Below are 26,057 nucleotides of genomic sequence, written 5' to 3' on the forward strand. Positions count from 1 at the left end.
TGCCGTACGTTGGTTCAGCCACCGTCACTCGCCCCTTTCCCGTTTGGCACGAATGAACTTGTCTATCCCGCGCGCAGCGAGCTTGCCTGCGCCCATCGCGGCTATCACCGTGGCAGACCCGGTCACTATGTCGCCGCCCGCGAATATCCCGGGAACGCTCGTCTCGCCGGTCTCCTCGTTGATAACCACGTTTCCGTGGCGCCCAAGCTTGAGCCCGGGCACGCTTCTCACTAACAGGGGGTTAGGATCCGTGCCCACCGCGGAGATCATCGTGTCTACGTCGATCACGAATTCCGAGCCAGGCACCGGCACCGGCCTCCGCCTGCCGCTCTCGTCCGGCTCCCCCAGCTCCATCCTTATGCACTCCATGCCCCGGACCCAGCCTCGCTCGTCACCCAGAACGCGCACCGGGTTGGTGAGGAGCATGAGCTCGACCCCCTCCTCCTCCGCGTTCTCGATCTCCTCGAGCCTCGCTGGCATTTCCGCGCGCGACCTTCGGTACACTATGGTGACCTTCTCCGCGCCGAGCCTGAGGGCTGTCCTTGCGGCGTCCATCGCCACGTTTCCCGCGCCCACCACCGCGACGCGCTTGCCCACGCGAATCGGTGTATCATACTCCGGGAAAAGATACGCCTTCATGAGGTTCGAGCGCGTCAAGAACTCATTTGCGGAGTACACACCGTTGAGGTTCTCGCCGGGGATGCCCAGGAAGTGCGGTAGACCTGCCCCGGTTCCGAGAAAGATCGCGTCGAACCCGTCGCGAAAGAGCTCGTCAACGGTCAGTGTCTTTCCCACGAGCGTGTTGGTCCTGATCTCGACACCGAGCCGCTTAACGTACTCCACCTCTTCGTCCACTATGATCTTCGGCAAACGAAACTCTGGAATACCGTACCGGAGCACCCCGCCCGTGGAGTGGAGCGACTCGAAGACCACCACCGAGTACCCCATTCGCGCGAGGTCCGCGGCACACGTGAGCCCCGCAGGGCCGGACCCGACCACCGCAACCCTGCCTGCACACGCGTGGGCGGAAGCCGGGCCCTGAGCATCCCGCGCACCTAGAGCCCTTTCGTAATCCGCGGCGAAACGCTCAAGGGCACCGATGGCCACGGGCTTGCCTTTCTTGCCCAGGGTGCATCTGGCCTCGCACTGGGATTCCTGGGGGCAGACGCGCCCACATATCGCGGGAAGGCTGTTTTTCTCCTTGATCTTCGCGGCAGCCTCGGCGAACTTGCCTTCGCTGATGAGCTTCACGAACGAAGGGATGTCCACCTCCACAGGGCACCCTGCCACGCAAGGACGCTTCGGGCAGCCGATGCACCGCTTCGCTTCCTCCACGGCGATCTCGGCCGAATACCCGAGGGCCACCTCGTTGAAGTTCCGTATCCGTTCTCGAGGATCTTGCTTCGGCATAAGATGCCTGTCTACTTTCGCCGGCATTTGCATCCCTCCGCATGCGCCTTGTACCGCTCCATGGCAAGCTTCTCCTCGGCGAGGAACCGTGTCTGCCTCGCCATGAGCTCGTCGAAATCCACCTTGTGCCCGTCGAACGCGGGCCCTTCAACACACGAAAACATTGTCTTACCGTCCACGGTCACCCGGCATGACCCGCACATCCCGGTGCCATCGACCATTATGGCGTTCAGGCTCACGATGGTCTTGACGCCGAACTCCGCCGTGACCCTGCACGCAGCGCGCATCATCGGAAGGGGCCCGATGGCGACTACCTCGTCGGGACGAAGGCCTCCGGCAAGCAGATCGTGAAGGAGCCCCGTCACGAACCCGTGATACCCATAGCTTCCGTCGTCCGTGCAGTAATGAACCTCGTCGCTGACCGCTTCCATCCTGTCCTGGAAGATCAGTAGGTCTTTTGTCTGGGCACCGATGATCGAGACAACCTTCGTACCCAACTGGTGGAAGGCCTTGGCCTCCGGGTATATAGGAGCGACCCCCACCCCGCCCGCCACGCACACCACGGTATCGAGACGCCTTATGTCCCTCGGGGTCCCGAGCGGGCCGACGATGTCGAGAATGGCATCGCCCTCCTCAAGGGTGCCAAGCTCACACGTGCTTTTCCCGACCTCCTGAAACACCATGGTAATGGTCCCCGCCTTGGGGTCGCTGTCCGCAATGGTCAGGGGAATCCTCTCACCGTGATCATGGATGCGCAACACGAAGAAGTGGCCCGGGCGCGCATGCTCCGCGACCTCCCGCGCTTCCACAACGAACAGCTTGATCCTCGGGGCAAGCTCCTCCTTCTTGATGATCCTGTGCATGTCTCTCCCCCTTATCCGTCGCACAAAGTGAGGGCACACCAGCCTCCGCGCCCAATTTGCGGCAGGCGTCAGGCGCCAGGCGCCGCTGTTGCAACCGCCAGCTCCTCCGCCCCAGACGAACCGCCCTGCCTCGGAGTCGGGCCCGGTTCCCCATCCTCACTTAGGCCGCAGCGCGCCTAAGCGCTGCGGCCCCCAGGTTACTGCGAGATCTCTTGATACATTCGCCAGACTTCCTGCTATTCCTTGCGACCACACTGAACTATCAAGCCGTTTTTGAAAGCCTGGCTTCACCCCCCCAGGGTCCCGCCGTCGATTGCCGCGATGCGGTAGCCTAGTAACGATGCCCTAGCCGTGACAGGGTGGCACGGGGACTGCGCTGGAATGCGGGCGATGTCGCGACCGACGCAGGCGGGGACTTCGCTCCGGGCCCGGGGCACCGCGATCCGGTGCGGCCCTGCTCCTGCCTTGGAGACAACAGGCGGTTGCCATTCTCATCCTTTCGATGGGGCCAGTCGCAGGCTGGCACGCACAACCTAGAGGTAATACGCAAGGTGCATGAGCTCCACACTTAGGTCGGTGTTATGAAGCCGTACACCGTCCGGAACCCTCAGCTTGACGGGGGCGAAATTCAGGATGGCCTCGATGCCGGCGTTCACGCAGGCGTCGACCACCCGCTGCGCCGCCTCCGCTGGAACCGCCACTATCGCCATGCGGATCTGCCGACTGCGCGTCACATCCGGGATAGCGTCCACATGCTCCACTACCACGTCGCCGACCCGCGAACCCACCTTGGCCGGGTCGGAATCGAAAAGCGCCGCCAGTCGGAGATGGTAGTTTCTTTCGGCGGCGCGTCGACCTATGATGTATCTCGCCAGAGCCTGGCCAAGGCTGCCGGCCCCGATGATGGCCACATTTATCTCCTTGTGCAGGTTCAGAACCGACCTGAGCTCATCGCGGAGCACGGCTATCTGGTAGCCAACGCCTTGCTTGCCGAAACCGCCAAGGAAATTGAGGTCCTTTCGGACTTGCGCGGGGCTCACCCCGGCCCTCTCACCCAGCTCGAACGAGGAGATGAGGCCGCCGTGCACATCTTCGTCGAGGGTCTCGAGAACACGGAGGTATATAGGCAGCCGCCTTATGACAACATCCGGAATCCGCAGCTTCCTCAATGCCATACCCCCCATGGGAAGTTCCGGCGCCATCGGCCACGCGAACGCGCTTTTCCTGGCCTGGCAGGGGCCCGACCTACGAGCCTCGCGTTCGACGGTATTCGACGCGACGGGCCCTGTTCCTCCCCCTTGTCTCTGGCCCGCTTCTCCGCCTGGCGAGCCCCGCGCTCCGATAGAGCTCGGGCGGAGAACCCGGACCTCGCCTTGTCCCATACTATAGCACACCAAAAGCGGCCTTACAATCTCCGCCAACGCCCATCGCCAACTCCAACCGCCGTCCCAGACCGCGACCGCGCAGAAACCACGCGCATGGTACGCGCAAGGGAGCGGAACAGGCGCGCCCCGTCCGCTCCCTTCTGCCTTGCCCCATTCCGGGACGAGCTCAACCCGCGGCCTCACCGCCGCACGCGGCCCTGCTCATCCACGGGTACTTCTCCCTCGGGGTGTAGTGCGTGTGCAGAAGACGATGAGATACCTCGCCGAGCGGCTCGCCCAGGAACTCTGCGTATATCTGCTTGATCGCGGGGTTCAAGTGGGACTTCCTGTACGGGAGACGTCTGTCCGCTTCGTACAGGGCCCTGCCACGGATGCCGCGGATCTCCATGGTCGTGGGGATCGGCTGGCCACCGCCCCCCACGCACCCGCCGGGGCAGCACATTATCTCTATGAAATGATAGTCAGCCTTGCCCTCGCGGAGGAGGTCCAGGATCTTCTTGGCGTTGCCCAGGCCATGTGCCACGGCGACCCTCACGTCGAGGTCTCCAACCCTGACCGTGGCCTCCTTTATGCCCTCGAGGCCTCTTACCTCCTCGAATTCGATCGCCGGGAGCTCGGCCCCGGTGGCCACCTCATAGACCGTGCGAAGCGCAGCCTCCATCACGCCGCCGGTCGCCCCGAAAATAGCGCCCGCGCCGGTGGAGATGCCCATCGGCTCGTCGTGCTCCTCTTCAGGCAGGTCCTCGAACCGGATGCCGGCCTCGCGCAGCATCCGTCCGAGCTCGCGGCTGGTCAGCACCACGTCGACGTCCTTGTAGCCCGAGTCGCACATCTCAGGCCTGTCTGCCTCATACTTCTTTGCAGTGCACGGCATGAGCGACACCGAGAAGATGTTCTTGGGATCGATGCCCGCCTTGCGGGCATAGTAGGTCTTCACGAGCGCCCCGAACATCTGCTGAGGCGACTTGCACGTCGAGACGTGCTTCAGAAGGTCAGGGTAGAAGTGCTCCCCGAACTTTATCCACCCCGGGCTGCACGACGTGATCATCGGGAGGACCCCGCCCTCCTTCAGCCTCTTCAGGAACTCGTTGCCCTCCTCGATGATGGTGAGATCGGCCGTGAAGTCGGTATCCATCACCTTGTCGAACCCGAGCCTGCGGAGAGCGGCGACGAGCTTACCGGTGATGATCTGGCCGGGTGGCAGGCCCATCTCCTCTCCGATGCTGACCCTTGTGGCGGGCGCAGTCTGAACCACCACATGCTTATTGTGGTCGGCAATCGCCTCCCAGACACGGGCGGTGTCGTCGCGTTCGGAGATGGCACCCACCGGACACGCATGGATGCACTGGCCGCAAAGGGCGCACGCGACCTCGTCGAGGCCGCGGCCAAATACCGGCGTGATCACAGTGTCAGCGCCGCGACGCGACGGGTAAAGCACCCCCGCCGCCTGCACGTCGTGGCACATGGAGACGCACCGCCGGCACAGTATGCACTTGTCAGGCTCTCGAACTATGGCCGGGGTGGAGTGATCCTCCGGGAGCCCGCGAAGCTTGTGCTCGAAGCGGATCTCCCGCATGCCGAACCTCTCGGCGAGCGCCTGAAGCTCGCAGTTGCGATTCCTCACGCACTGGAGACAATCCTGGGGGTGACGAGCGAGGAGCAGCTCAAGGTTTACCTTCCTAGCCTGCCGGACGCGCGGCGTGTTGGTGTACACGACCATTCCGTCCTGCACCGGGTAGGCACACGCAGGCTGGAGGAGCTTCTGGCCCTCGATCTCAACGACACATATCCGGCAGACGGCTTGTACCGCCAGGTCTGGGTGGTGGCAGAGCGTCGGGATGTCGATGCCGAGCTTCTTCGCAGCTTCCAGGATGGTCGTGCCGGCATCGGCCTCGACCCTTCGGCCGTCTATGGTCACCATTGCCATTTGCGTATCACTCCTTCCGTCTCTCCTGCTTGACCCCGGCGGGATCAAATCCCGCACGTCCCGGTTGGACAGCGCTTCTCATTGATATGGGATTCGAATTCGTCGCGGAAGTACCTGAGCATCGTCTTTATGGGGACCGGCGCAGCTTGGCCGAGGCCGCAGAGGGACGACGCCTGCATCACCGAGCCGAGCTCGTCGAGGAGCTCGAGATCCCCTGGTCTTCCCTCGCCGCGAGCGATCCTCGCCACGATCTCACGAAGGCGCGCAGTGCCCTCGCGACACGGTGTGCACTTGCCACACGATTCGTGCTCGAAGAACCTCATGAAGCACTCGGCTATGTCCACAATGCAGTGGCTGTCGTCCATGATAAGGAGGGCGCCCGAACCAAGCGCCGAGCCATGTTCGGGCAAGGTGAAGTAATCCATCGGCACGTCGAGCAGCTCGCGCGGGAGGCATCCCCCGGACGTGCCGCCGGTCTGGGCCATCTTGAAGCCCTTGCCTCCGGGTATACCGCCTCCAATATCGTATATCACGCGGCGAAGCGTGATGCCCATGGGAACCTCGATGAGCCCCTTGTTGTTGATGTCGCCGGTGAGCGTGAAGACCTTGGTGCCGGGGCACCTCTCAGTGCCAAACTTCCTGAACCAGTCAGGCCCGTTCAGCAGGATTGGCGGGATGTTCGCGATCGTCTCCACGTTGTTGACGACAGTGGGCTTCCCGAACAGACCCTCCGTGCCGGGGTAGGGTGGCTTCACCCTGGGCTCGCCCCGCTTGCCCTCGATCGATTCTATGAGCGCGGTTTCCTCCCCACACACGTACGCGCCCGCGCCCTTTCGTATTTCCACATCGAATGAGAAACCCGACCCAAGAATGTCGGACCCGAGCAGGCCGAGGGCTCTTGCCTGCTCTATGGCCTTGGTCAACCTCTCAATAGAAAGCACGTATTCCCCTCGGACGTAAATGAAACCTTTGTCCGCTCCCACCGCATAGCCCGCTATGGCCATTCCCTCGAGGATGCTGTGAGGGTCTCCCTCAAGGATCAATCGGTCCTTGAATGTACCCGGCTCCCCCTCGTCCGCATTGCAAAGTATGTACTTCTGGTCGGCCTCGGCTTTCGCCGTGAAACTCCACTTGAGCCCTGTTGGGAAAGCCGCGCCGCCCCTGCCAACGAGCCCGGATTTCCTCACGGCCTCGATGACGTCTGCGGGCTTCATCTCTGTCAGGCACCTCGCGAGCGCTCGGTACCCGTCTCGTGCGATGTACTCCTCGATGGACTCGGGATCGATGACCCCGCAGTTCCGGAGGACTATGCGCTCCTGCACGCCAAGGTAGGTCGGCTCCTCGTACGTCACCACTCCGGCCTGGGGTGCTTCGCCCACGAGCCGTCTCACCACTCGCCCCTTCAAAAGGTGTTGCTCGACTATCTCAGGAACGTCGGAGAGCTGGACCTTCTGGTACAAGGTGCCCTCCGGATAGATCACGATCACCGGCCCAAGGTCGCAAGGCCCTAGGCAGCCCGTCTCGACTACCTTGACCTCTTTGTCTAGCCCTTGCCGTTTCACCTCGGCGATGAGCGCCTCGCGAACCCCCTTGCAGCCCTCGAGCACGCACGGGGTTCCCCCGCAAACGAGGACGTGCGAACGGTAGAACTCCACGAGAGTAAACCTCCCTTCTGGGCGTCACTTGTATTCTTTTAGGATCAGCGGGACCCGTTCGGGGGTGAGGTTGCCGTACACCGCCTCATTGATCATGATGGCCGGCGCGACGCCGCAAACCCCGAGGCAGCTGGTGTACTCAAGTGTGAACTTGCCGTCGCTCGTGGTGCCGCCCATCGGGATGCCAAGCTCCCTCTCGAGTGCGTCCACGACGGCCTTTGCTCCCAGCACGTGGCACGGAGCGTTCTCACAAACCCGTATTATGTACCGGCCTTTCGGCCTGGTCGAAAACAGGCTGTAGAACGTCGCGACGCCATACACCTTCGACACGGGGACATCGAGGCCCAAGGCGATCTGGGTGATCGTCTCCTCCGAAAGGTAACCGGCCTCCTTTTGGACGTCGTGGAGGATGGACACGAGGGCTTCGGGTTTCCTGCAGTATCTTTCGAGGATTCCATCGACCTTGGCCGTACACGCGCGCGTGCCTTCTGACGTCGGCTCCATGCTCTCCGCCCCTCCTTTCTGTTGGGCAGGCATCACGCAGTCGCTATGACCCACTCGCCCACAACCTTGCCGTTAACGACGTGGCTTGCCACGATCTGACGCGCTTTCTCCTGCGTCACCTTGCCGTAGGTCACCTTCGGAGCGCCGGGCTTGATCACGTCAACGATGGGCTCTTGCTCGCATAAGCCCACGCACCCGGTCTGGGTCACCACCACGTCCTGAATGTTGCGCTTCGCAAGCTCGTCCATGATCGCAGCGAGCGTTTCCCGCGCCCCCGCGGCGATTCCGCACGTGCCCATGCCCACAACGATCCTGGTTGTTTCCTTGCCCTCCCTCAGTCTGGTCATCGCCTGTGCCTGTTTCCTAATGCGCTCAAGCTCTTCAACGGTCTTCATCGCGGACACCTCCTGACTTTCCCCTCTCCACCAAGCCGCGTCAGGCTTGGGTCAGATTGCGCTATATCCGTACATACTTATGTCGCTTGCGCCTTTTTTCACAATCCCCCCTTTACAAGAACCCACGCGCGGCAACGATCCACACTGCCCCTATGATACCATCGCCTGGTCTCCCACACAATAGCTACTTCAACACGCGGGAGAGGATTCCTCCGCGACCCTGGAACCCACTCGGGAGCGGCCACTCAGGAGTAGTCACTCAGGCCCTATCACCCGCGTGACCTCCGCCCTGAACCGTTCGGGGTTGACCCGCTTTCCGTACGCGTAGACCAGCCCGTACGACAGACCGAGAAGCACGAGGCCTACCACTGCGCCGAACAGGGACGCGGACGCCCCCCTCCCCAAGGCTCTCGCCACGACAGTCCCGAGGTATATGCCTACGACCATGAAGATGAGAGGCACCATATACGCGATGAAAGCCGCCCCGAGCACCCGGGAGCCCTCCAGTTCCAGCGCAACCTCGTCGCCCGGACGCGCGCCCGCGCGGTTGGTCGCCTCCACGACCACGGTATCGGTGCGTCCGAAGTCGCAAGCCTTGCAATGACGGCAAGCTTCGTGACGCGTGACCTCTACCTTGGCCAAACCCCCGTAGACCTCGACAACCCTGCCACGTTCTTCCACTAGGAACCCTCCCTGGTGGCATCCCATGCGTCGCCACCATGCCTGTCTCAGTCATGCTCGCTGGACCTCGCGCAGGCCTTCCCGGATGATATTCCTGATGATTCCCGCGAGCGCCGGGGTTGTCGGGGGTATGTCCCCCAGCAACCTTCTGAAATCCTGCGAGTCAAAGGAAAAAACCCTGGCACCGCGCGCATGTACGTACCTGAATCTCACGTCCGGGTTGCACATCACGAGGACCGTGATTGTCTCCGCCATGTCGCCCAGCGGTGCCCGGTCTATGTGGCTCAACCTAAACGTGGCCCGCACTCTCGTGCCGTGTCCTGGCACAGACTCGACGCAAAGGTCTCCCCCGGCCAGTCTGGCCGCGTCACGAAACAACGGAAGGCCAAGCCCCACCTTGCGTGTGGTGCGCGATGTATAAAACGGGTCCAACGCTGATCTTAGTATGTCCGCGGGCATCCCGGCCCCGTCGTCCGCCACTTCTATAGTGAGGAGGTCCGAAGGCTCGTCCTCCGAGACGATCACGTCGACGGTCCGAGCCCCCGCCGCGATGGAGTTTTGGACGATGTCAAGGACGTGCAACGACAGCTCACGCACGCAAGGCCCCCCAACCTTTCACCCGACCGGCCAAGCCGCCCGGCCCCCTATCGAAGCGAGCGCGAGCTTAACCTCTGAAAAGGTCGGTCGCTCCAGGCGAAACGCCGTGTAACCGCGGATCTCGCTAAGCCTGTGGGCGTCGGAGGATACGACCAGCTGAAACCCAGCGAGCTGCGGAAACATCTCCCTAGCCCGGCTCGCACCGAGCCGCGCGGAAACCTCCAGTGCATCGGGGCATAGGCGCCGCGGGACAAAGCCCAGGTTCCTGATGAGGCTGAACGACGGCCTGTCGACGTGCGCCGGGATCACAAGGCCTCCAAGCTCCCGGACGCGGCAGGCCACGTCCTCTATGCCCATAGATGTTGACGCCAGAAGCAGTCGCGTCACTCGACCCTTCAAGACGCCGCGCGGGTCCAGGACGACCTGCTCGCCAAACCTCGCCTCGTCGTTTGCCACGTTCGGCAGGCCTTCGTACACCTCCGCCTGCCACCTCGAGAGCGCCTCCGCGTCCTCGAAAAACGTGAGGACATGGACGTCCTCGCGCGTTTGCACCTCTATGCCGCAAAGAACCGCCACTCCCGCCGCCGCGCCCGCCTCGGCCACCGCGATCGCATTCTCAGCGGAGTTGTGGTCGCATATCCCAAGTAACCCCACGCCTTGCTCGGCCGCAACCTCCGCTATGGCTGGCGGGGTCATCTCCGCCTCCGCGCAAGGGGATAGAGCGGTGTGAACATGAAGGTCAGCAAGGCACACCTCCAACGCGCCCTCACCTCTGACCTAAGCGCGCGCCCGGCGTCCGCGCGCCGGTCGCCGGATCGCTCCGAGTGTTCCGGCAGGCACTGCGCCAGGCACTCCTCCGCTACGAAACCACCGGGAGCCGCCCGCGAATCCCCGCTGCGTAGAGACGGCCCGCGGCCTCGAAGGCCGGCAGGCGGGTTCTGAGAAGCGGGATGCCTTCCGCATCCGCTCGCCGGACGGCTTCCTCGTGGCACTCCACGCCTCCGGCCACCACGACGGCCGCGAGGCCGACCAGTGTCGCCACGGCGATGATGTTTTCATGGGCCTGCACGGTCACCCAGATGTCGCCGTCGCGAGCATGAGCCATCACGTCGCTGAGAAGGTCCGAGGCGTAGCCGCACTCGACATCCCTGTCGAGGCCACCAGCACCGGCTTCGACGGTGCACTCAAGCACGCTGAGGACATCTCGCACCTTCACCTATCTCACCCCCCGTCTTCTCTCGGCCCGGGTCCAGCGCCCATGGCGGACGGGTTCTTCTTCGCGAGGTCGAAGAGCTGTTCCGCGAGGACCTTCACCTGGTCGCGCAGTTTGAAGACGCAATCTGTATCCACTGCCAGCCCCTGCACGATGTCTTCGGCAAGAGCCCTGCAGTGCGGGGAACCGCAGGACCCGCAGTCAAGCCCGGGCAGCTCCTTCACGACTTTCTCGATCATCTCCGCCTTGGAGATCGCCCGCGATACATCGTGATCCAGGCGGAAGGCGGGAACTGCCGCGATGTCCTGTCTCATATCAAAGCAGCCAGCCCTGGCACGCCGAGTGAGCTCCTCTTCTTCCTCCGCTGTGAATGCAGGCATATCGGCGAATCTTTTCGCGAGCTTGTTCAGGTGCACGTGGGCTATGAAGGGGTTGCGAACCACGAGCGCGCCTCCGACGCAGCCGCCGATGCACGCCTGCGCCTCAATGAAATCCACGCTGCCGAGCCTGCCGACCTCCACCTCCTCGAGAACGTCGATGACGCTGTGAATGCCGTCCACGACAATGTAATTCTCCAGACCAACCGCGGCATTCTCGCCCCCCGATCCTCCCCAGCCGATGCCGGCGCCCGATGCCTTTCGCCTGGGAGGGACCGAGCCTGGGCTCGCCAGACGCCGCGAGATCTCCCCGTACACGCTGGCGATGGAGATCGCTCCGTCCACAGCCCGGAAGCCGCGCTTGACTGCCTCGCGGACCCATGTCACCTTCGCCGGGCACGGCGTGATGAAGAACGTTCCGATCTCGTCCGGCGCGATCCCCAGCTCCCTGCTCTTGCCCTCTTTCGCCAGCTTGCCCGCGCACGTCATGGGGGAATCAACGGGGATCAAGTGGTCGATAAGCGCGGGGAACCTCACCTGTATGAGCCTCACCACGGCCGGACACGCGGCCGATATCATCGGCCGCACCTCCCGGTGCCGCGAAAGATACTCTCGCGTCGCCAGAGTCGCCACGTCGGCACCGCGCGCAACCTCGAACACGTCATCGAAGCCCATGTCGATCAGGGCGGCGAGGACCCGGTCGGGGTCGACGTCCGGGCCGAACTGACCGTAAAGCGCCGGGGCCGGCAAGGCGATGGTGTACTTGAACTCTTTCAGGCGTTCCAACGAATCGGTTATGGCGGTCTTGGCGTGGTTGTCGCAGGTTCTTATGCATTCACCGCAGTCAGTGCACCTTTCCGCGTTGATCCTGGCTTTGCCCTGCCTCACCCTGATGGCCTCGGTCGGGCAGTTCTTTATGCAACGGGTGCACCCGCGGCACTTTTCTTCGATGAGGAGGACCGAGTGAAAGAGGCCGCTCATGGCAGACTTCCTTTCGGGGGAAGGTTTATCACCATTCTCACGCTCGTGCCTCGACCGACCGTGGACTCGATGTGAAACTGGTCGGAGTACCTTTTCATGTTGGGCAAGCCCAGTCCCGCGCCGAACCCCATCTCTCGAACGTGCTCGGGTGCGGTCGAATACCCCTCCTGCATAGCCAGGGAGATGTCGGGAATCCCGGGACCTTCGTCGTCCGCGGCCACCTCAATGCGGTCAGGCGAGATGTCGACCGCGAGGATCCCACGAGAGGCGTGGATCACTATGTTCATCTCAGCCTCGTACGCCACGATGGCGGCCCTCCGCGCTGTCTCCGGGTCGACCCCCACCTGACGAAGCGCGCGCTTTACCCGCGCCGCAGCCTCCCCAGCCGCCTGAAAGTCGCCGCCAGTGACCCTGCACTCAAGGCGCATCTCGTGGTCCCCCGCGCGCGGCCCGCTCGCTATCGCCCGCGTTTCCACCGTCCCCGCCCGCCGCGGGAGCGTTCCCGCCCTCACGGCCGCTGGCCCGAGCCACGGCATCGGCGCCGCTCGTCACCGCACCCGGCCAAGCGCACTTGCCGCGCAGGCCGGCCTCGAAAAGCAGCCCGGCTGATTCATAGAGCGGGTAGGACGTGCACAGCACGGGAATGCCGGCCTCTTTCGCCATCGAGACTATCTCGGCGGTCGGCTTCTTGCCGCGGACGAACACGATGGCCGAAAGGTCCATCATCTCCGCCGCCCGGATTATCTGAGGGGTAACCAGCCCTGTGAGAACGAGCATCCTTGCCCTCGTGAACGCCAGTAGATCGCTGATCAGATCGCACCCGCACGCGGCCTCGATCTCCTGGTCGAGCTTGTCCTCTCCCGTGAGGACCGTCGCGTCGAGGATTCTCATGACATCGCGCAGCCGCACTCTCCATCATTCCTTCCGGCCAGGATCGCGGGTCCCCAGCCTCCTAAAAGAACGGGGACTCACCGGACCACGACCACCGAGTACCCTTTTGCCTCAAGCTCCGCGGCGAGCCTGTCAGCGTTGGACTTGTCTTGAAATGCCCCTACCTGCACCCTAAATGGGACCCCCGGGGTCACAAACCCGCTGTACCCGGCGCCGGCTAGCTCGCGTGCGAGGGCCTCAGCGCCAGGTCTATCCTGGAACTCACCCACCTGGACTCGGTACAGGGTCTCACCGCCGGATGACGAGGGCAGACTGGAGCTCTCTCCGCTCTGGGCGGACGTGGGGACCATCTCACCGGGCCCGCCCCCTCCGACCGCCGCTGCCTCAGGCGACGAAGCGATGGGGCTCGAGGGAGAGGTGGACGCAAGATCCTCTGACGTCCCGGCGGGAGTGACCTCCCCCGCGGCTTGCCGCGGCTGGCCCTCACCCGATCCGGGGCCAGACGCAAGGAGGCCGAAAGCGTACCTGCCCATAAGTATGCCAAGACCGATGGCGAGTGCCGCCATGACTATCAGCATCAGCACCATGGACAGGCTCTGACCCACTCTTCCCCTTCTTTCAGGCATCATCCGAACCCCCTTCGGCATTATGCCAGCGTATTGCTCCCGGGCGGCGCTTTACACTATATTACTCCCAACGTCGCGAAGATTCCTCCTGTTCCTGCAAAAGGGCTGGCTCTTCCGCCCACGGCGGCCGCATATGAAGGTGGAGCGGCAGGACCCGCGTGCCCGTGATATCGTTACCAAGCTTTGCGAGGACGGCCGGCGTCGCGCTCGCGAACACGAGCGGTAAGTCCCGTCTCGCTGCAAGCTCCTTCGCGAGGCGCAGGCCAATCAACACGTCGCGCGGGGTCGTATCCTCACCCATGTGAGTGTTGCTGACGATCCCGGTGAAGGCAAGCCTCGAAGAGTCCTCGATGGATTCCAACATCGCTTCCGCGCCTTTGACGTCCCTCGTGAAGGGCCGGTTCGCGTTCACCACGAAGAACATGTCATATCCGGCCGCATCGAGTTCCACCGAATACCTTGCGAGGGCTCTCGCACCAACCGGGTCACCCCCGACGTCGAACACCACCGTGGCGCTCTCATCGTGGAACGCGCGCAGTATGTCGGGGGCAAGCGCGGGAAGGTCCGCCGCCTCGAATCCCGGAGCCGACGAAACGACCTCTATGCCCTCCCGGACCATCTCGCCCGCCGTCTCCCTGGACCTAAAGTAAGGATTGACGATGTCGAGGTCCACCACGATGACGCGCGCACCCTCGCGCCGTTTCAGCTTCGCAAAGTTCAGCGACACCTCGGTCTTGCCCGACCCGTACGCGCCGCTGAAGATCACGATTCTCTGAGTCTTTGGCAGTCTGCCGGCGACCGACAGCAGATGATTCCTCACCTCGCCCACGAGATACAGCGAGCCGCACACGACCAGGGCTCCGCCATCGCCCACGCCCGCCAAGCCCTCGTCCACTGCGTCGAGCGCGTTCTCGTTCACGAGGGCCTCGCACCCTTCGCTCGCCGCCAGGGCGGCGATGGCGCGAGGATCGGCCCCCCCAAGGCGCGACGACGAGGCTCGCGTGGCGACGATGCGGGACGCGAACCCTGCTATCTCATGGATCATCTCCGCGGCTGGCTTGTCCTTGGAGATCCCCACAACAGCAGTGACGCGCCGGCCACCTACGATCTCCGCTACCGCGCCGGCGAGCCTCCTGACACCGTCGAGGTTGTGGGCGCCATCCACGACGACGAGCGGGCACCGTTGGAGAACCTCGAGCCTCCCGGGCCAGCGGGTGACCTTGAGCCCTCGTCTCAAGGCCTCCGTTCCAACGTTTACTCCGAGGCTGCGAAGCGTCTCTACGACCCCCACCACGCACGCCGCGTTCTCCACCTGATGCTGCCCTAGGAGCGGGATCTCGAACTCGCCCATGTCGACTCCGCCTGCATGAGCCCGGAATACCTGGCGGTCGTCCGCGCGTGCGACGCGCTCGCACCATACGTCCTCGCCCACCACCAGCGTCGGTGCGGACTTCTCTGCAGCTACACGCTTCACCACAGCGAGCGCATCCGGGTGCTGGACGCCTATCACCACCGGCACGCCAGGCTTGATTATACCGGCCTTCTCGAACGCGATCTGCTGGATGGTGCCGCCGAGCTTCTCACAATGGTCCATGTCCACATGGGTGATGACGGAAACAAGAGGTGTGAGAACGTTGGTCGCATCGAACCTGCCCCCGAGGCCCACCTCGATTACGGCAAAGTCAGCGCGCTCCTCGACGAAGTGAAGGAACGCTGCCACGGTCCCCATTTCGAACTCCGTTGGTGAACCCAGAGCCCGGTCGGCGGCCACCTCCTGAAAGTGCGGCTTCAACCTCGTTATGAGCTCCGCGAGACGCGCCCTTGGTATGGGCTTTCCGTTTACCCTGATGCGCTCCGTGTACGACGAGAGATGCGGGGACGTGTACAGGCCGACCCGGAAACCCGCCGCGCGCAGCACGGACGCTGTCATGGCTGCGACCGACCCCTTTCCGTTTGTGCCTGCCACGTGGATGGCTTTGAGTCTCAAGTGGGGCGAGCCTACAGCCTCAAGCAGGGCGAGCGTCCGGCCGAGGCCGAGGTTGACTCCGAACTTCCCGAGGGTGTGCAAGAAGGCGATGGCTTCTTCGTAGTCCATACCTGCTGTTTTCGCTACTCTGAGGAGTTTTCCTTCAGAAACACACACTCTCTGGACAACAGGCACCCATCGCACCTGGGTTTCTGCGGCCTGCACCGGCGCCGCCCGTGGGTGATCATGTTGACGTGCAGCGGGTAAACCAGCTCGGACGGGACCACAGAGCCCAAGATCGCGTGGGCGCGGTCAGCATCGCACCCCTTGGGAATGAGGCCGAGCCGCCGCGCCACGCGGAGGACGTGCGTGTCCACGGGAAAGACAGGCATCCCGCACCCGAAAAGCAACGTGCAGGCAGCGGTCTTTGGCCCCACGCCGTCGAAGGACATCAAGTAGCCACGCGCCGCGTCCGGATCGAGACCCGAGAGAAACCCCAAGGAAGTGCTTCCGCGCTCGCGGTGCAGGCGCTCTAGAATCCGCTTTATCCGAGCGGCTTTCACACCGGCAAGCCCGCCCGTCTTTATCGCGTCCGCAACCTGCGCGACGTCGGCCGTCCTGACCTCGTCCCACGACGGAAACCTCTCCTTCAGACGTCGGAACGCCCTCGCAGAGTTGGTGTCGGATGTGTTCTGCGAGAGGACCGTGGCCACGAGAGCGTCCAACGGGTCCTCCCGGCGGGGACGAGGCGCGCCGTACATTTGCGTCAAGAGTTTCGCGATTCGCCGTATGCACCGCCTGAGCCCCCGAGCGTCCGCTGCGGTGGCATGACGCACCGGCATGGAGGATGTCCCCATCACACCCTCAGCCCCGAAGGTCCGCGAGCCTTGCCGCGAGACGCGCCCGCTTTTCGGCATATTCCTCCCGCCTCGCCCGCTCACGCTCGACCACGTCCTCCGAGGCCTTCTCGACGAACCCGGGGTTCGAGAGCTTGCGCTCCGCGGCCTCGAGCGCGGCCTCGGTGGCCCTGAGCTCCTTTTCCAGGCGCCTCATCTCAACGTCAAGATCGATCACACCCCCGAGGGGAACGTAGACCTCGGCGCCCGTGACCACGCCGTGGGCTGCCTTCTCGGGCTTGCGTTCGAGCCGCTCCTCGACGTCCAGGCGTCTAAGCCCCGCCAACCGCACCACGAGCTCTTCGCCGGTCTTCAACGTCTCCGCCGTCCTGTCAGTAGCGACCACGATCGCATCGATCTTTTTCTGGGGAGGAACGTTCATCTCAGACCTTATGTTGCGGATGGCGCGCGTAACATCCATGAGCGTGGTCATTTCCGCCTCGGCATCGGGGTCGTCCAGCCTCTCCTCGAACCCGGGCCAGTCTGCCACCATGACGCTCTCTCCCGCGCCGGGTAGGCGCTGCCAGATCGCCTCCGTGACGAAGGGCATGAACGGGTGGAGGAGCCTGACGATCTTGCCAAGGGTCTCCCAGAGCACGTACCTGGTCGTCGTGCAGGCTCGCCCATCGTCTCCGTAGAGACGTGCCTTGGAGACCTCGATGTACCAGTCGCAGAACTCGTCCCACGTGAAATCGTACAGGGCACGCGCGGCCTCCCCGATCTCGTACGCGCGGAGGTGCGAATCCACCTCTTTGGTCACTCTGTTCGCCCTGCTCCGGATCCACCTGTCCTGAGGCAGAAGGTCGAGGTCGCGCTCCCTGACGTCCGCAGGATCGAACCCGTGAAGATTCATGAGAACAAACCGCGCGGCGTTCCAGAGCTTGTTGGCGAAGTTCCGGCTCGCCTCCAGCCGCTCCTCGCGGAACCTCATGTCGTTCCCAGGGGTGTTGCCGCTCACCAGGGTAAACCTCAGGACGTCAGCCCCGTACCTGTCCACCACCTCAAGTGGGTCCACGCCGGTGCCCAGGGACTTGCTCATTTTCTTGCCGCTCGCAGCCCTTACGAGCCCATGAATGAACACGTCGCGGAACGGCACCTCGCCCATGAACTCGAGGCCCATGAATATCATCCGCGCGACCCAGAAGAAGATGATGTCGTACGCGGTCACAAGCACAGACGTCGGATAGAAGTGCCGAAGTTCGGGCGTGTCCTCAGGCCATCCCATGGTTGAAAACGGCCACAACGCCGAGGAGAACCACGTGTCAAGCACGTCGGGATCCTGTTCCAGCCGCGTGCTGCCGCATTTTGGGCAGGCCGACGGCTCTTCGCTCGCAGCGGTCGCCTCACCGCACTCTCCGCAGTACCACACGGGAATTCGATGGCCCCACCACAGTTGTCTTGAGATGCACCAGTCGTGCACGTTCTCCATCCAGTTCAGGTAAACCTTGGCGAAGCGCTCCGGGACGAACCTGATGCGCCCGTCGCGCACCGCATCGATCGCCGGCTTGGCAAGGGGCTTCATTCTCACGAACCATTGTCGCGATATCATGGGCTCGACCACGGAGTTGCACCTTTGGCAGTGGCCCACCGCGTGCTCGTGCTCCTCCACCTTGACAAGCAGGCCAAGGGACGCGAGCTCCTCCACGACCTTGTCGCGGCACACGTACCTGTCAAGGCCCTCGTACTTGCCTGCCTCTTTCGTCATGGTGCCGTCCTCGCCAATGACCTTTATGGCCGGCAGGTTGTGTCGCAGCCCGATCTCGAAGTCATTCGGGTCGTGAGCGGGCGTGACCTTCACGGCGCCCGTGCCGAACTTGGGGTCCGCGTGCTCGTCAGCGATGATGGGGATCTCCCGGCCCATTATGGGCAGCACGACCCGTTTCCCCACGAGATGAGCGTATCGAAGGTCGTCGGGGTTCACCGCCACCGCGGTGTCCCCAAGCATCGTCTCCGGACGAGTGGTAGCCACCGTGATGTGGCCGTCCTCGCCTGCTAACGGGTATTTGATGTGATAGAGGGCTCCCTTGGTATCCTCGTGCTCGACCTCGAGGTCTGAAAGGGAAGTGCGGCACCTGGGGCACCAGTTGATGATGTACGTGCCTCTGTATATGAGGCCCTTCTCATAAAGCCGCACGAACACCTGGCGGACTGCGCGCGAGAGGCCCTCGTCCATAGTGAACCTCTCCCGCTGCCAGTCACAAGACGCGCCCAAGCGTTGGAGCTGGCCGCGAATGGTCCCGCCGTACTTTTCCTTCCACTGCCAGACACGCCGGAGGAATTCCTCGCGCCCGAGGTCGTGTCTGGAGAGACCCTCCTTGGCCAGCACGGCCTCGACCTTCACCTGGGTGGCGATCCCGGCGTGGTCCGTGCCCGGGATCCACACGGTGTTGTCCCCCATCATCCTGTGCCAGCGCACCAGGATGTCCTGGAGTGTATTGTCAAGGGCATGCCCGATATGGAGGGACCCGGTGACATTCGGCGGCGGGATCACAATGCAGAACGCCTTCCGAGATGGGTCAACCTCCTGATGGAAATAACCGCCGCGGAGCCACTTCTCGTAGATCTCCCCCTCGATCTCGAGAGGGTTGTATCTCGGTGCGAGCCCGCCGGCGTCGTTCACCTCGAGTTCAGCCTCACTGTGAGTTCTCGCCAAGTCTCGCGCGGCAGCCTCCGTGGTTCTCGTGCCTGTATGCGGTGCCCGTGCCGCCTGGCCCGTTTCCCCACGTTTCGTTCCTCGTGTCGGCCTCGTTCCGAGCGGCCGGAGGCGAGAGGCGCCGCTCCCTCCTTTCCTCAGTCGTCGCCGTAACGGCTCCACGATCCTGGCTAGGCCGTCCGGCACGTCATTCGTCACTCATCACTCACGACCCACCCACGCGAAAAGAGACGAAGGCTCGTGCGGCCACACTAGAAAGCCCCTTTCGCCATCCAAGGACGAAAGGGGCCAACCTTCGCGGTACCACCTTGATTCCTGCCCTCCGCGCAAAGGCGCCTCGTACGGCGCAAGCGACAGACACGCAGGCGCTCTACAGCTATAACGGGCTCCCCGTCGAGGCCTACTAGGCGCCGGCGCCGCACTTCCCCGCCGCCGGCCATCTCCCCGCGACGGCACTGGGCGCCTCACCGTTTCAGCCTCGATGCTCCGGAGCGACCTTCGGCGCGGCCCTCGCTCGGGCGACCTTCCAGCCGGTGGGCCCCCCTCTCTCTGAGCAGTGCCGCCCTACTCCTCTCCATCAACGCAGGCGTTCTGTGTCGTGTTGTGTTGCTTGTATCATACATCGCATCCCAAGGTTCGTCAAGGTCCCGGATGGACCGGGCACATCAGGGAGCCCACAGCTGCGGGCGGCAAAGCTTGGAGAGACATCAGCCTTTCATGTGGCTCACGATCTCCCAGTACATCCGGAGGCGCGCCGCGAAGCCTTCCAGCCGCCCGCGCTTCTCCTCCTTCATCACCTGCGAGACTCCGTGCAAGGTCACGCGCTTGACTCTCGCACCCCGCGAAGCAAGGTGCTTGTTGAGGACGACCTCGATCCCGAACCGGGCTCCTTCCATGGGGATATCCCTCACAAGCGCCGCCCTCACCGCGCGCTGCCCGGACAACCCCGGGGTGAGCTTCTGCGCAAGCGTGGTCGAGCTCCTTCCGCCTGAGAACACGCCCAGCGTGGCATCGGCCTCGCCCAAAACCACCGGGCGTATCAGCTCATCTACGTGGTCCGGAGTGAGCCCAACGAGGTCAGCGTCGATGAACGCCACGACCTCAGCTGCCGTCGCATCGAGCCCTGCCTTCATCGCCCCGCCCTTTCCCACGTTGCGTTCGAGCTCAATCACCCTCACGCCAAACGACCGGGCAGTCTCGGCAGTGCCGTCGGTCGACCCATCGCTCACAACGATGACCTCCGAGACATACCTCGCCCTGGTTACTGCCGAAATGACTGGGCCGATGCGGGACGCTTCGTTGTACGCAGGTATGATCACCGCGACGCTCGCCGTCTTCCGCACGTCCTGCATGACGTCCTGCATGTCCACGCCAATCCTCCGGTCGCGCGCCCAGGCGCGCCTCAGTCTCGCTCCCTTTGGGTGAGCTTGAATATCTCTTCGACGAGCCTGGACACGATCTCGTCGTGGGGCACCCGCGCAACCGGCTTCCCGTGGGAGAAGAGAAGACCGGCGCCCTCGCCCAAGGCGACCCCGACGTCAGCCTCACGCGCTTCGCCGGGCCCGTTGACCTCGCAGCCCATAACCGCAACTCTAAGAGGAGCGTCGATTGCCGCCACCCTTGCCTCAACCTCGCGGACCATGCGCAACAAATCCCCGTGGCACCGGCCGCAGGTGGGACAGGATACCACCTCCACGCCGAACCGGCGGACCCCCACGGACGAGAGAATGTCCCTCGCGACCCTCACTTCCTCCTCGGGCTCCGCGGTGAGGGAGACGCGGATCGTGTCGCCGATCCCCTCCAGCAGCAGCGCGCCGATGGCCACGGCGCTCTTGATCGTGCCCGACCTCGGGCTGCCAGCCTCGGTGAGGCCAACGTGGAGCGGATAGTCGGTCTCCCTCGAGATGGCCTCGTACGCTTGCACAGTGGTGGCCACGTCGGAGGCCTTTATGGATACGACGATGTCGCCGAACCCCTCGTCCTCGAGCAGGGCCGCGTTCCGCTTCGCGCTCTCCACCAATGCCTCCGCGCAGGGCGCCCCGTATCTTGCGAGCAAGTCCCTCTCGAGCGACCCCGCGTTCACGCCTACCCTGATGGGCACGCCTCGCTCTTTCGCAGCCCTCGCGACCTCCCTGACCCTCTCCCTGCCCCCGATGTTGCCCGGGTTTATGCGCAGCTTGTCGGCACCAGCGGCCAGCGCCGCGAGGGCCAACCTGTAGTCGAAATGAATGTCCGCCACGAGAGGCAGCGGCGATCTCCTCTTTATCTCCGCAAACGCCTCTGCCGCAGCGGCATCGGGGATCGCGCACCGTGCGATCTCGCAGCCCGCCTCCGCGAGGCTGTGCAGCTGGCGCACGGTCGCCTCCACGTCACGGGTATCGGTCTTCGTCATCGACTGCACCGTGACGGGCGCGCCTGCGCCGATCCTGATGCCGCCCACCACGACCCCTCGGCTTTTCCGTCTCTCCAACATCTATCGCCAAGCCCCCACGCCATCCCCTGTCATTCGCGGCGGCGACTCAAGCGCACCCTGTGGTGCGGCCGCTGCACGGCCACCGCAGCCAGGTGGATCCGCACGCCCCAGGCTGTGTGCCGAATCACCACGGCGACGCCGCGCCTCGACCGCAGCCTACCCTAGCCGCGTGCCGAGCCGCGCGATGTCCGAGAACGTCGCGAACGCGATCAGCAACGCCAGGATGGCCATGCCGACCATTCGTGCGAACGCTTCCTGCTCCTCGTTGAGCGGCCGCCTCCGCAGCGCCTCGATACCTAGAAGCACGATCCAACCGCCGTCCAAGACCGGTATCGGAAGGAGGTTGAGGAGCCCGAGGTTCACGTTGAGAAGCGCCGCCAGATACAAGAGGTTCACCATTCCAAGCCGGGCTGTCTGGCTCACAGCTTGCGCTATGCCGATCGGTCCCGCCACCTCAGGCTTCACCCGTCCCGTGATCATCCGGCCCAGCATTACGAGCAGGCCTTTTGAGATGTCCACGGTGAACGTCGCCCCGGCGCGAAGCGCACGGAACACGCTGGCTCGCTGCCACGGCTCCGAGAGCAACACTCCGATCATGCCCTGGCCTGTCTCAGGATCCTTGGACGGCGTCACCTGGAGCGTCACCCGCGCCCCATCGCGCTCAACCGTGATGTCGATGGGTTTCCCCGGGTTGGCCGAGATAGCGTCCCTGACCTCTGCCACCGTCTCAGTGGCGGTCCCTCCCACCGCCACCACCTTGTCGCCTGCCCGCAGGCCCGCGGCTTGGGCAGGCATGCCCGGGTACACCTCGGACACAACCGCCACTGGAACGCCCGCCGCCACAAAGACCACACTGAAAAGGAGGAAGGCCATCACGAAGTTCATGAACGGGCCGGCAAGGATCGTCGCTATCCTCCATCTGAGAGGTTTCGCCCTGAAGCTCCTGGGGTCGCTCGCGTCCACATCGTCTTGGGGGTCGTCAGGGCGGTCCAGGCCAGCGAACTTCACAAAGGCGCCGAGAGGCAGCGCCCGCAGGGAATACGCTGTCTCACCGCGCTTCCTCCGCCACACCAACGGGCCGAAGCCCACGGCGAACTCGTACACTTTCACCCCCGCGGCCTTGCCTACGATGAAATGTCCGAGCTCGTGGGACAAGGCAAATGTCGCGAAGACAAATGCAAATGCGACCACCGTAACGACAACGGTTTCAACCACTGAAGCGTCCTCCTCTTTCAGCCACACGCCGCGTCACACGCCGTGCGACATGCTCCCTTGCCCACCTGTCGGCTTCGAGGACGTCCTCGATCGTCCGCGGCTCTACGGGGTCGCAGCTCGCCATGGCATCCTCCACCAGAGCGGGGATGTCCATAAAGCCGATCCGGCCCTCCAGGAAGAACCTGACTGCCTCCTCATTGGCCGCACTCAAGACGCAAGGAACCGTCCGGCCCGCGCGTATCGCTTCGTATCCCAAACGCAACGCGGGAAACCTCCTCACATCCGGAGGCTCGAAGGTCAAGGCGCCGAGCCGGGCCACGTCGAGCGTCTTCGCGCGGCTAGCCCCGCGGGCAGGGTATGTAAGGGCGTATTGGATGGGGAGCCTCATGTCGGGCGGGCCGAGTTGGGCGATGATCGACCCGTCCACAAGCTCCACCATCGAGTGCACGATGCTCTGGGGATGGATCACAACGTCGATCCTGTCAGGATCCACGCCGAAGAGCCACCTCGCCTCGATGACCTCAAGGGCCTTGTTCATCAGCGTCGCCGAGTCGACGGTGATCTTCGCGCCCATGGACCACGTGGGGTGACGGAGGGCCTGCTCCGGTCGGACATTCGCCAGCTCGCCTTCATCAAGCGTGCGGAACGGCCCGCCTGACGCGGTGAGGATGAGCCTCGCCACCTCGGAGGCGTCGCGTCCGGCGAGGCACTGGAATATGGCAGAGTGCTCGCTGTCCACTGGGACGATCCTCGCCCCGTGACTCGCGGCCTGCTCCATGACAAGCCTGCCCGCGGCCACGAGGGTTTCCTTGTTGGCCAGTGCTACGGTCTTGCCCAGTGCAACAGCGGCTAAGGTCGGCACGAGCCCCGCGATGCCCACGATGGCCGACAGCACCACATCTGCCTCCGGATGCGTGGCAACACGCTCCGCCGCTCGCGGGCCGGAGACGACCTCAACATGAAAACCGCCGCCGCGAAGCCGCTCCCGCAGCGCCCGGGCGGCGTCCTCGTCCACCACGCCGACGATGGACGGCGTCCACCGCCTGATCTGCGTCTCGAGCAGATCGATATTCTGCCCTGCGGCCAGCCCCACCACCCGCACGAAGTCGCCGAGCCACCCTGCGACCTCCAGAGCTTGGGTGCCGATGGACCCAGTGGACCCCAGGACCGCGAGACCACGTTGCAATTACCCCACTCCCTTGCGCGCGGGAGGTGCCTCGCCCCTTTATCGCCGAACTGCGCCCGGACGAACACCCGGCCCGAGCGGCCAAAACCGGCTCCAAACCGCCGCCTCGCCCGCACATTGACGGCGGCAAGCCGTCTCTTTCCGCGCTCGCACGATGCTCGCGACGTGCGACTGCTTTGACGTCATTCCTTGGGCGTGAGCGGTAACAAGCCTCCGCGCGCTATCGCCTTGACTATGATAACGATCAACGGGCCGATTATTATCCCGCTCGCTCCGAAAAGGCGCATCCCTACGTACACAGACACGAGGATCGCGAGAGGGTGGACTCCCACGTTGGCGCCGACCACTCTCGGCTCCGCGCCCTTGCGCAGCAGAAACTGCACGGCCATCAGCGCCGCTATGACCACGGTCTCGAAGAGCCGCCTCTTGAAGAGATAGTATGCGATCATCGGCACGTAGAGCGTGCCTGGCCCCACCACCGGGATGAGGTCGAGGATGCCGCAAATGATGCCAAGGAGCCACGCGTACCCGGTGCCGGCGATGCTGAACCCGACGATACTCACCACGGTGGTGATCATGATCAGGATCAACTGCGCCCTTATGAACCCCAGAGCCGCTGTCATCACCTCGGCCCTCATGGCCTTCGCCTTCTCGCGCCACCTGACGGGGGTCAGGCTCACAAGGAAGTCAGATATCTCTTTCTTGTCGCGGCTCATGAAGAAGGCCGCGAAGAAGCTCACGACAAGGACGACCCCGATGTTGGGAAGCGCGGTGACGATCCCCGTTACTCTTGCCAAGATGGCCTCGATAGCGAGGTACAGCCTGTACTGGTTGTTCCTTATAGCCTCGATCACGGGCGCGGGAAGCTCGCGGTAAAACCTCTCCACGTCCTGCACGATCCTTGAGAGCATCTCTTCAAGGCTGACGTTGTACATGGGCAAGGCTCGCGAGAGCTCCTGGATTTCCAGGTAGATCCGGGAAACGCCCACGACGATGACAACACCGAGCACCATCACGAGGAGGCAAAGCATAAGCAAGACCGCGCCGCCCCTCGACAGCCTCGTCCGTCTCACGAGAAACTCGACCGGCGGGTCGATGATCGCCGCGATCACGAAGGCGATGATGAACGGCACGAAATACGTCAGCACGTATTTCACTATGAGGAAACACCCGACAAGGACAGCACCCCACGCGAGGAAATGCTTCCATGTCGCCGAAAGCCCGTGCAACCCCAATCACCCCGTAGCTCCGTCGTTTGGAAGACGAGGGAGGGCGCCAGCAGCGGAGCACCTCCAGACCGTCGCTCGAGGCCTCGCACATGACTCACATATGAAAAGCCGTTACGTAATAGTACGCTACGGGAATAGCAAACAACACACTGTCAATTCTGTCAAGCACGCCGCCGTGCCCTGGCAAGAAGGTGCCTGAATCCTTCACGTGAGCGTTCCGTTTCATGGCGGACTCAGCAAGGTCCCCTGCTTGGCCGGCCAGCCCAACCGCTAGGGAAAGCGCCACCGCGTGCGCGGTCGGCACCTGGGGCCACCACCCGAGGGCCACCCCGAGCGCCCTCGCTCCCACGCCCACGCACACTCCCGCCGCGAGGCCTGCCAGAGCGCCTTCCACGCTCTTGTTGGGACTCACTTCCGGCATGAGCTTGTGCCTTCCGAACGCGCTTCCGACAAAGTATGCCCCGATGTCGTTGGCCCAGACGGTCAGGAGGACGGTCATGACATGCCCAAGGCCGGCCGACGCCCCGCCCACCTCTCGCAAGAGAAGGATGAGGCCCACAGCCCACCCGATGTAGGCCGCGCCGAACACTGTCACGGCCGGGTTTGCAATTGCCGACTCGCGTCCAAGCTCAAGGGTCTGAAAGACAAGGCTCGCTATCACCATCCCGGCCAGGACCGCCCCGACCGCTATGCTCGAACCCGTGTAGCCTGCGGCAGCAAACGCCACCACTCCCAAGACCCCCACGGCTCGCGCCGGCTTGAGGCCCGCGGACCTGGCAAGCCTGTAAAACTCCAGAACGCCCCAGATGCCCACGGCCACGACCATCAACGCGAGCCACGGCCCGCCCACCACGACTACGGCCACCACCACCGGCACCGCGATGAGCGCGCTCAAGACCCTCTCCCGCACCATGCCATCCTCCTTCCACGGCGC

Annotated in this window: 24 protein-coding genes; all 24 read right to left on the reverse strand. The window is 63.8% G+C overall.

Annotation, left to right across the window (positions count from 1 at the left end):
- Positions 1–24 precede the first annotated feature (24 nt).
- Positions 25–1,437, reverse strand: coding sequence for an NADPH-dependent glutamate synthase (gene gltA / locus GX515_02880; protein ID HHY31959.1), 1,413 nt, complete (start codon positions 1,435–1,437; stop codon positions 25–27).
- Positions 1,422–2,273 (reverse strand): sulfide/dihydroorotate dehydrogenase-like FAD/NAD-binding protein, encoded by an 852-nt coding sequence (locus GX515_02885; protein ID HHY31960.1) that lies wholly within the window; start codon positions 2,271–2,273, stop codon positions 1,422–1,424. The genes gltA and GX515_02885 overlap by 16 nt, the downstream gene beginning before the upstream one ends.
- 533 nt (positions 2,274–2,806) lie before the next feature.
- Entirely contained in the window at positions 2,807–3,442 is a 636-nt protein-coding gene (locus tag GX515_02890; protein HHY31961.1) for a redox-sensing transcriptional repressor Rex, read from the reverse strand.
- A gap of 382 nt (positions 3,443–3,824) precedes the next feature.
- Positions 3,825–5,585: a 4Fe-4S binding protein gene (locus tag GX515_02895; protein ID HHY31962.1), complete on the reverse strand. Its 1,761-nt coding sequence runs from the start codon at positions 5,583–5,585 to the stop codon at positions 3,825–3,827.
- A 44-nt stretch (positions 5,586–5,629) separates the two neighbouring features.
- Positions 5,630–7,240, reverse strand: a complete 1,611-nt coding sequence (gene nuoF, locus GX515_02900; protein ID HHY31963.1) for an NADH-quinone oxidoreductase subunit NuoF — start codon at positions 7,238–7,240, stop codon at positions 5,630–5,632.
- Between the two features lie 24 nt (positions 7,241–7,264).
- Positions 7,265–7,744: an NADH-quinone oxidoreductase subunit NuoE gene (nuoE, locus tag GX515_02905; GenBank protein HHY31964.1), complete on the reverse strand. Its 480-nt coding sequence runs from the start codon at positions 7,742–7,744 to the stop codon at positions 7,265–7,267.
- Positions 7,745–7,776: 32 nt separating this feature from the next.
- Complete coding sequence (locus tag GX515_02910) at positions 7,777–8,139, reverse strand: (2Fe-2S) ferredoxin domain-containing protein (GenBank protein ID HHY31965.1); 363 nt, start codon at positions 8,137–8,139, stop codon at positions 7,777–7,779.
- A gap of 255 nt (positions 8,140–8,394) precedes the next feature.
- On the reverse strand, positions 8,395–8,820 hold the full coding sequence (locus GX515_02915) for a SoxR reducing system RseC family protein (protein ID HHY31966.1): 426 nt from the start codon (positions 8,818–8,820) through the stop codon (positions 8,395–8,397).
- 51 nt (positions 8,821–8,871) lie between these two features.
- Positions 8,872–9,417, reverse strand: a complete 546-nt coding sequence (locus tag GX515_02920) for a sensor histidine kinase (protein HHY31967.1) — start codon at positions 9,415–9,417, stop codon at positions 8,872–8,874.
- Positions 9,418–9,435: 18 nt separating this feature from the next.
- On the reverse strand, positions 9,436–10,176 hold the full coding sequence (locus GX515_02925) for a PHP domain-containing protein (GenBank protein ID HHY31968.1): 741 nt from the start codon (positions 10,174–10,176) through the stop codon (positions 9,436–9,438).
- A gap of 100 nt (positions 10,177–10,276) precedes the next feature.
- Complete coding sequence (locus GX515_02930) at positions 10,277–10,633, reverse strand: serine kinase (protein HHY31969.1); 357 nt, start codon at positions 10,631–10,633, stop codon at positions 10,277–10,279.
- A gap of 5 nt (positions 10,634–10,638) precedes the next feature.
- Positions 10,639–11,988, reverse strand: coding sequence for a 4Fe-4S dicluster domain-containing protein (locus GX515_02935; protein ID HHY31970.1), 1,350 nt, complete (start codon positions 11,986–11,988; stop codon positions 10,639–10,641).
- Positions 11,985–12,416 (reverse strand): anti-sigma regulatory factor, encoded by a 432-nt coding sequence (locus tag GX515_02940; protein ID HHY31971.1) that lies wholly within the window; start codon positions 12,414–12,416, stop codon positions 11,985–11,987. The genes GX515_02935 and GX515_02940 overlap by 4 nt, the downstream gene beginning before the upstream one ends.
- Positions 12,406–12,897 carry a hypothetical protein gene (locus GX515_02945; protein ID HHY31972.1) on the reverse strand — a complete coding sequence of 164 codons (492 nt, stop codon included), beginning with the start codon at positions 12,895–12,897 and terminating at the stop codon, positions 12,406–12,408. The genes GX515_02940 and GX515_02945 overlap by 11 nt, the downstream gene beginning before the upstream one ends.
- A 59-nt stretch (positions 12,898–12,956) precedes the next feature.
- Positions 12,957–13,505, reverse strand: coding sequence for an SPOR domain-containing protein (locus tag GX515_02950; protein ID HHY31973.1), 549 nt, complete (start codon positions 13,503–13,505; stop codon positions 12,957–12,959).
- A gap of 61 nt (positions 13,506–13,566) precedes the next feature.
- Entirely contained in the window at positions 13,567–15,600 is a 2,034-nt protein-coding gene (locus GX515_02955) for a hypothetical protein (protein HHY31974.1), read from the reverse strand.
- A gap of 14 nt (positions 15,601–15,614) precedes the next feature.
- Positions 15,615–16,313 carry an endonuclease III gene (locus GX515_02960; GenBank protein ID HHY31975.1) on the reverse strand — a complete coding sequence of 233 codons (699 nt, stop codon included), beginning with the start codon at positions 16,311–16,313 and terminating at the stop codon, positions 15,615–15,617.
- A gap of 22 nt (positions 16,314–16,335) precedes the next feature.
- Complete coding sequence (locus tag GX515_02965) at positions 16,336–18,987, reverse strand: valine--tRNA ligase (protein ID HHY31976.1); 2,652 nt, start codon at positions 18,985–18,987, stop codon at positions 16,336–16,338.
- Positions 18,988–19,727: 740 nt separating this feature from the next.
- A complete protein-coding gene (locus GX515_02970) occupies positions 19,728–20,384 on the reverse strand; it encodes a glycosyltransferase family 2 protein (GenBank protein ID HHY31977.1) in 657 nt (218 codons plus the stop codon).
- A 38-nt stretch (positions 20,385–20,422) separates the two neighbouring features.
- Positions 20,423–21,493 carry a flavodoxin-dependent (E)-4-hydroxy-3-methylbut-2-enyl-diphosphate synthase gene (gene ispG / locus GX515_02975; GenBank protein ID HHY31978.1) on the reverse strand — a complete coding sequence of 357 codons (1,071 nt, stop codon included), beginning with the start codon at positions 21,491–21,493 and terminating at the stop codon, positions 20,423–20,425.
- A 156-nt stretch (positions 21,494–21,649) separates the two neighbouring features.
- A complete protein-coding gene (rseP, locus tag GX515_02980; protein HHY31979.1) occupies positions 21,650–22,708 on the reverse strand; it encodes an RIP metalloprotease RseP in 1,059 nt (352 codons plus the stop codon).
- Positions 22,701–23,894: a 1-deoxy-D-xylulose-5-phosphate reductoisomerase gene (locus tag GX515_02985; GenBank protein HHY31980.1), complete on the reverse strand. Its 1,194-nt coding sequence runs from the start codon at positions 23,892–23,894 to the stop codon at positions 22,701–22,703. Before GX515_02985 ends, rseP begins: the two co-directional genes overlap by 8 nt.
- Positions 23,895–24,076: 182 nt before the next feature.
- Positions 24,077–25,123, reverse strand: a complete 1,047-nt coding sequence (gene ytvI, locus GX515_02990; GenBank protein ID HHY31981.1) for a sporulation integral membrane protein YtvI — start codon at positions 25,121–25,123, stop codon at positions 24,077–24,079.
- A 94-nt stretch (positions 25,124–25,217) separates the two neighbouring features.
- Entirely contained in the window at positions 25,218–26,033 is an 816-nt protein-coding gene (locus tag GX515_02995) for a phosphatidate cytidylyltransferase (protein HHY31982.1), read from the reverse strand.
- Between the last annotated feature and the right edge of the window lie 24 nt (positions 26,034–26,057).

The sequence above is a fragment of the Bacillota bacterium genome, assembly GCA_012842395.1.
Lineage (GTDB): Bacteria > Bacillota > SHA-98 > UBA4971 > UBA4971 > UBA6256.

Excerpts from the sequence above, each read along its gene's own strand:
- GX515_02910 (HHY31965.1), bottom strand. The coding sequence starts at position 8,139 with ATGAAGACCGTTGAAGAGCTTGAGCGCATTAGGAAACAGGCACAGGCG.
- nuoE (HHY31964.1), bottom strand. The coding sequence starts at position 7,744 with ATGGAGCCGACGTCAGAAGGCACGCGCGCGTGTACGGCCAAGGTCGAT.
- GX515_02895 (HHY31962.1), bottom strand. The coding sequence starts at position 5,585 with ATGGCAATGGTGACCATAGACGGCCGAAGGGTCGAGGCCGATGCCGGC.
- GX515_02950 (HHY31973.1), bottom strand. The coding sequence starts at position 13,505 with ATGCCTGAAAGAAGGGGAAGAGTGGGTCAGAGCCTGTCCATGGTGCTG.
- GX515_02955 (HHY31974.1), bottom strand. The coding sequence starts at position 15,600 with ATGGACTACGAAGAAGCCATCGCCTTCTTGCACACCCTCGGGAAGTTC.
- GX515_02970 (HHY31977.1), bottom strand. The coding sequence starts at position 20,384 with ATGCAGGACGTCATGCAGGACGTGCGGAAGACGGCGAGCGTCGCGGTG.
- gltA (HHY31959.1), bottom strand. The coding sequence starts at position 1,437 with ATGCCGGCGAAAGTAGACAGGCATCTTATGCCGAAGCAAGATCCTCGA.
- GX515_02885 (HHY31960.1), bottom strand. The coding sequence starts at position 2,273 with ATGCACAGGATCATCAAGAAGGAGGAGCTTGCCCCGAGGATCAAGCTG.
- GX515_02940 (HHY31971.1), bottom strand. The coding sequence starts at position 12,416 with ATGCGCCTTGAGTGCAGGGTCACTGGCGGCGACTTTCAGGCGGCTGGG.
- ispG (HHY31978.1), bottom strand. The coding sequence starts at position 21,493 with ATGTTGGAGAGACGGAAAAGCCGAGGGGTCGTGGTGGGCGGCATCAGG.
- GX515_02935 (HHY31970.1), bottom strand. The coding sequence starts at position 11,988 with ATGAGCGGCCTCTTTCACTCGGTCCTCCTCATCGAAGAAAAGTGCCGC.
- GX515_02960 (HHY31975.1), bottom strand. The coding sequence starts at position 16,313 with ATGCCGGTGCGTCATGCCACCGCAGCGGACGCTCGGGGGCTCAGGCGG.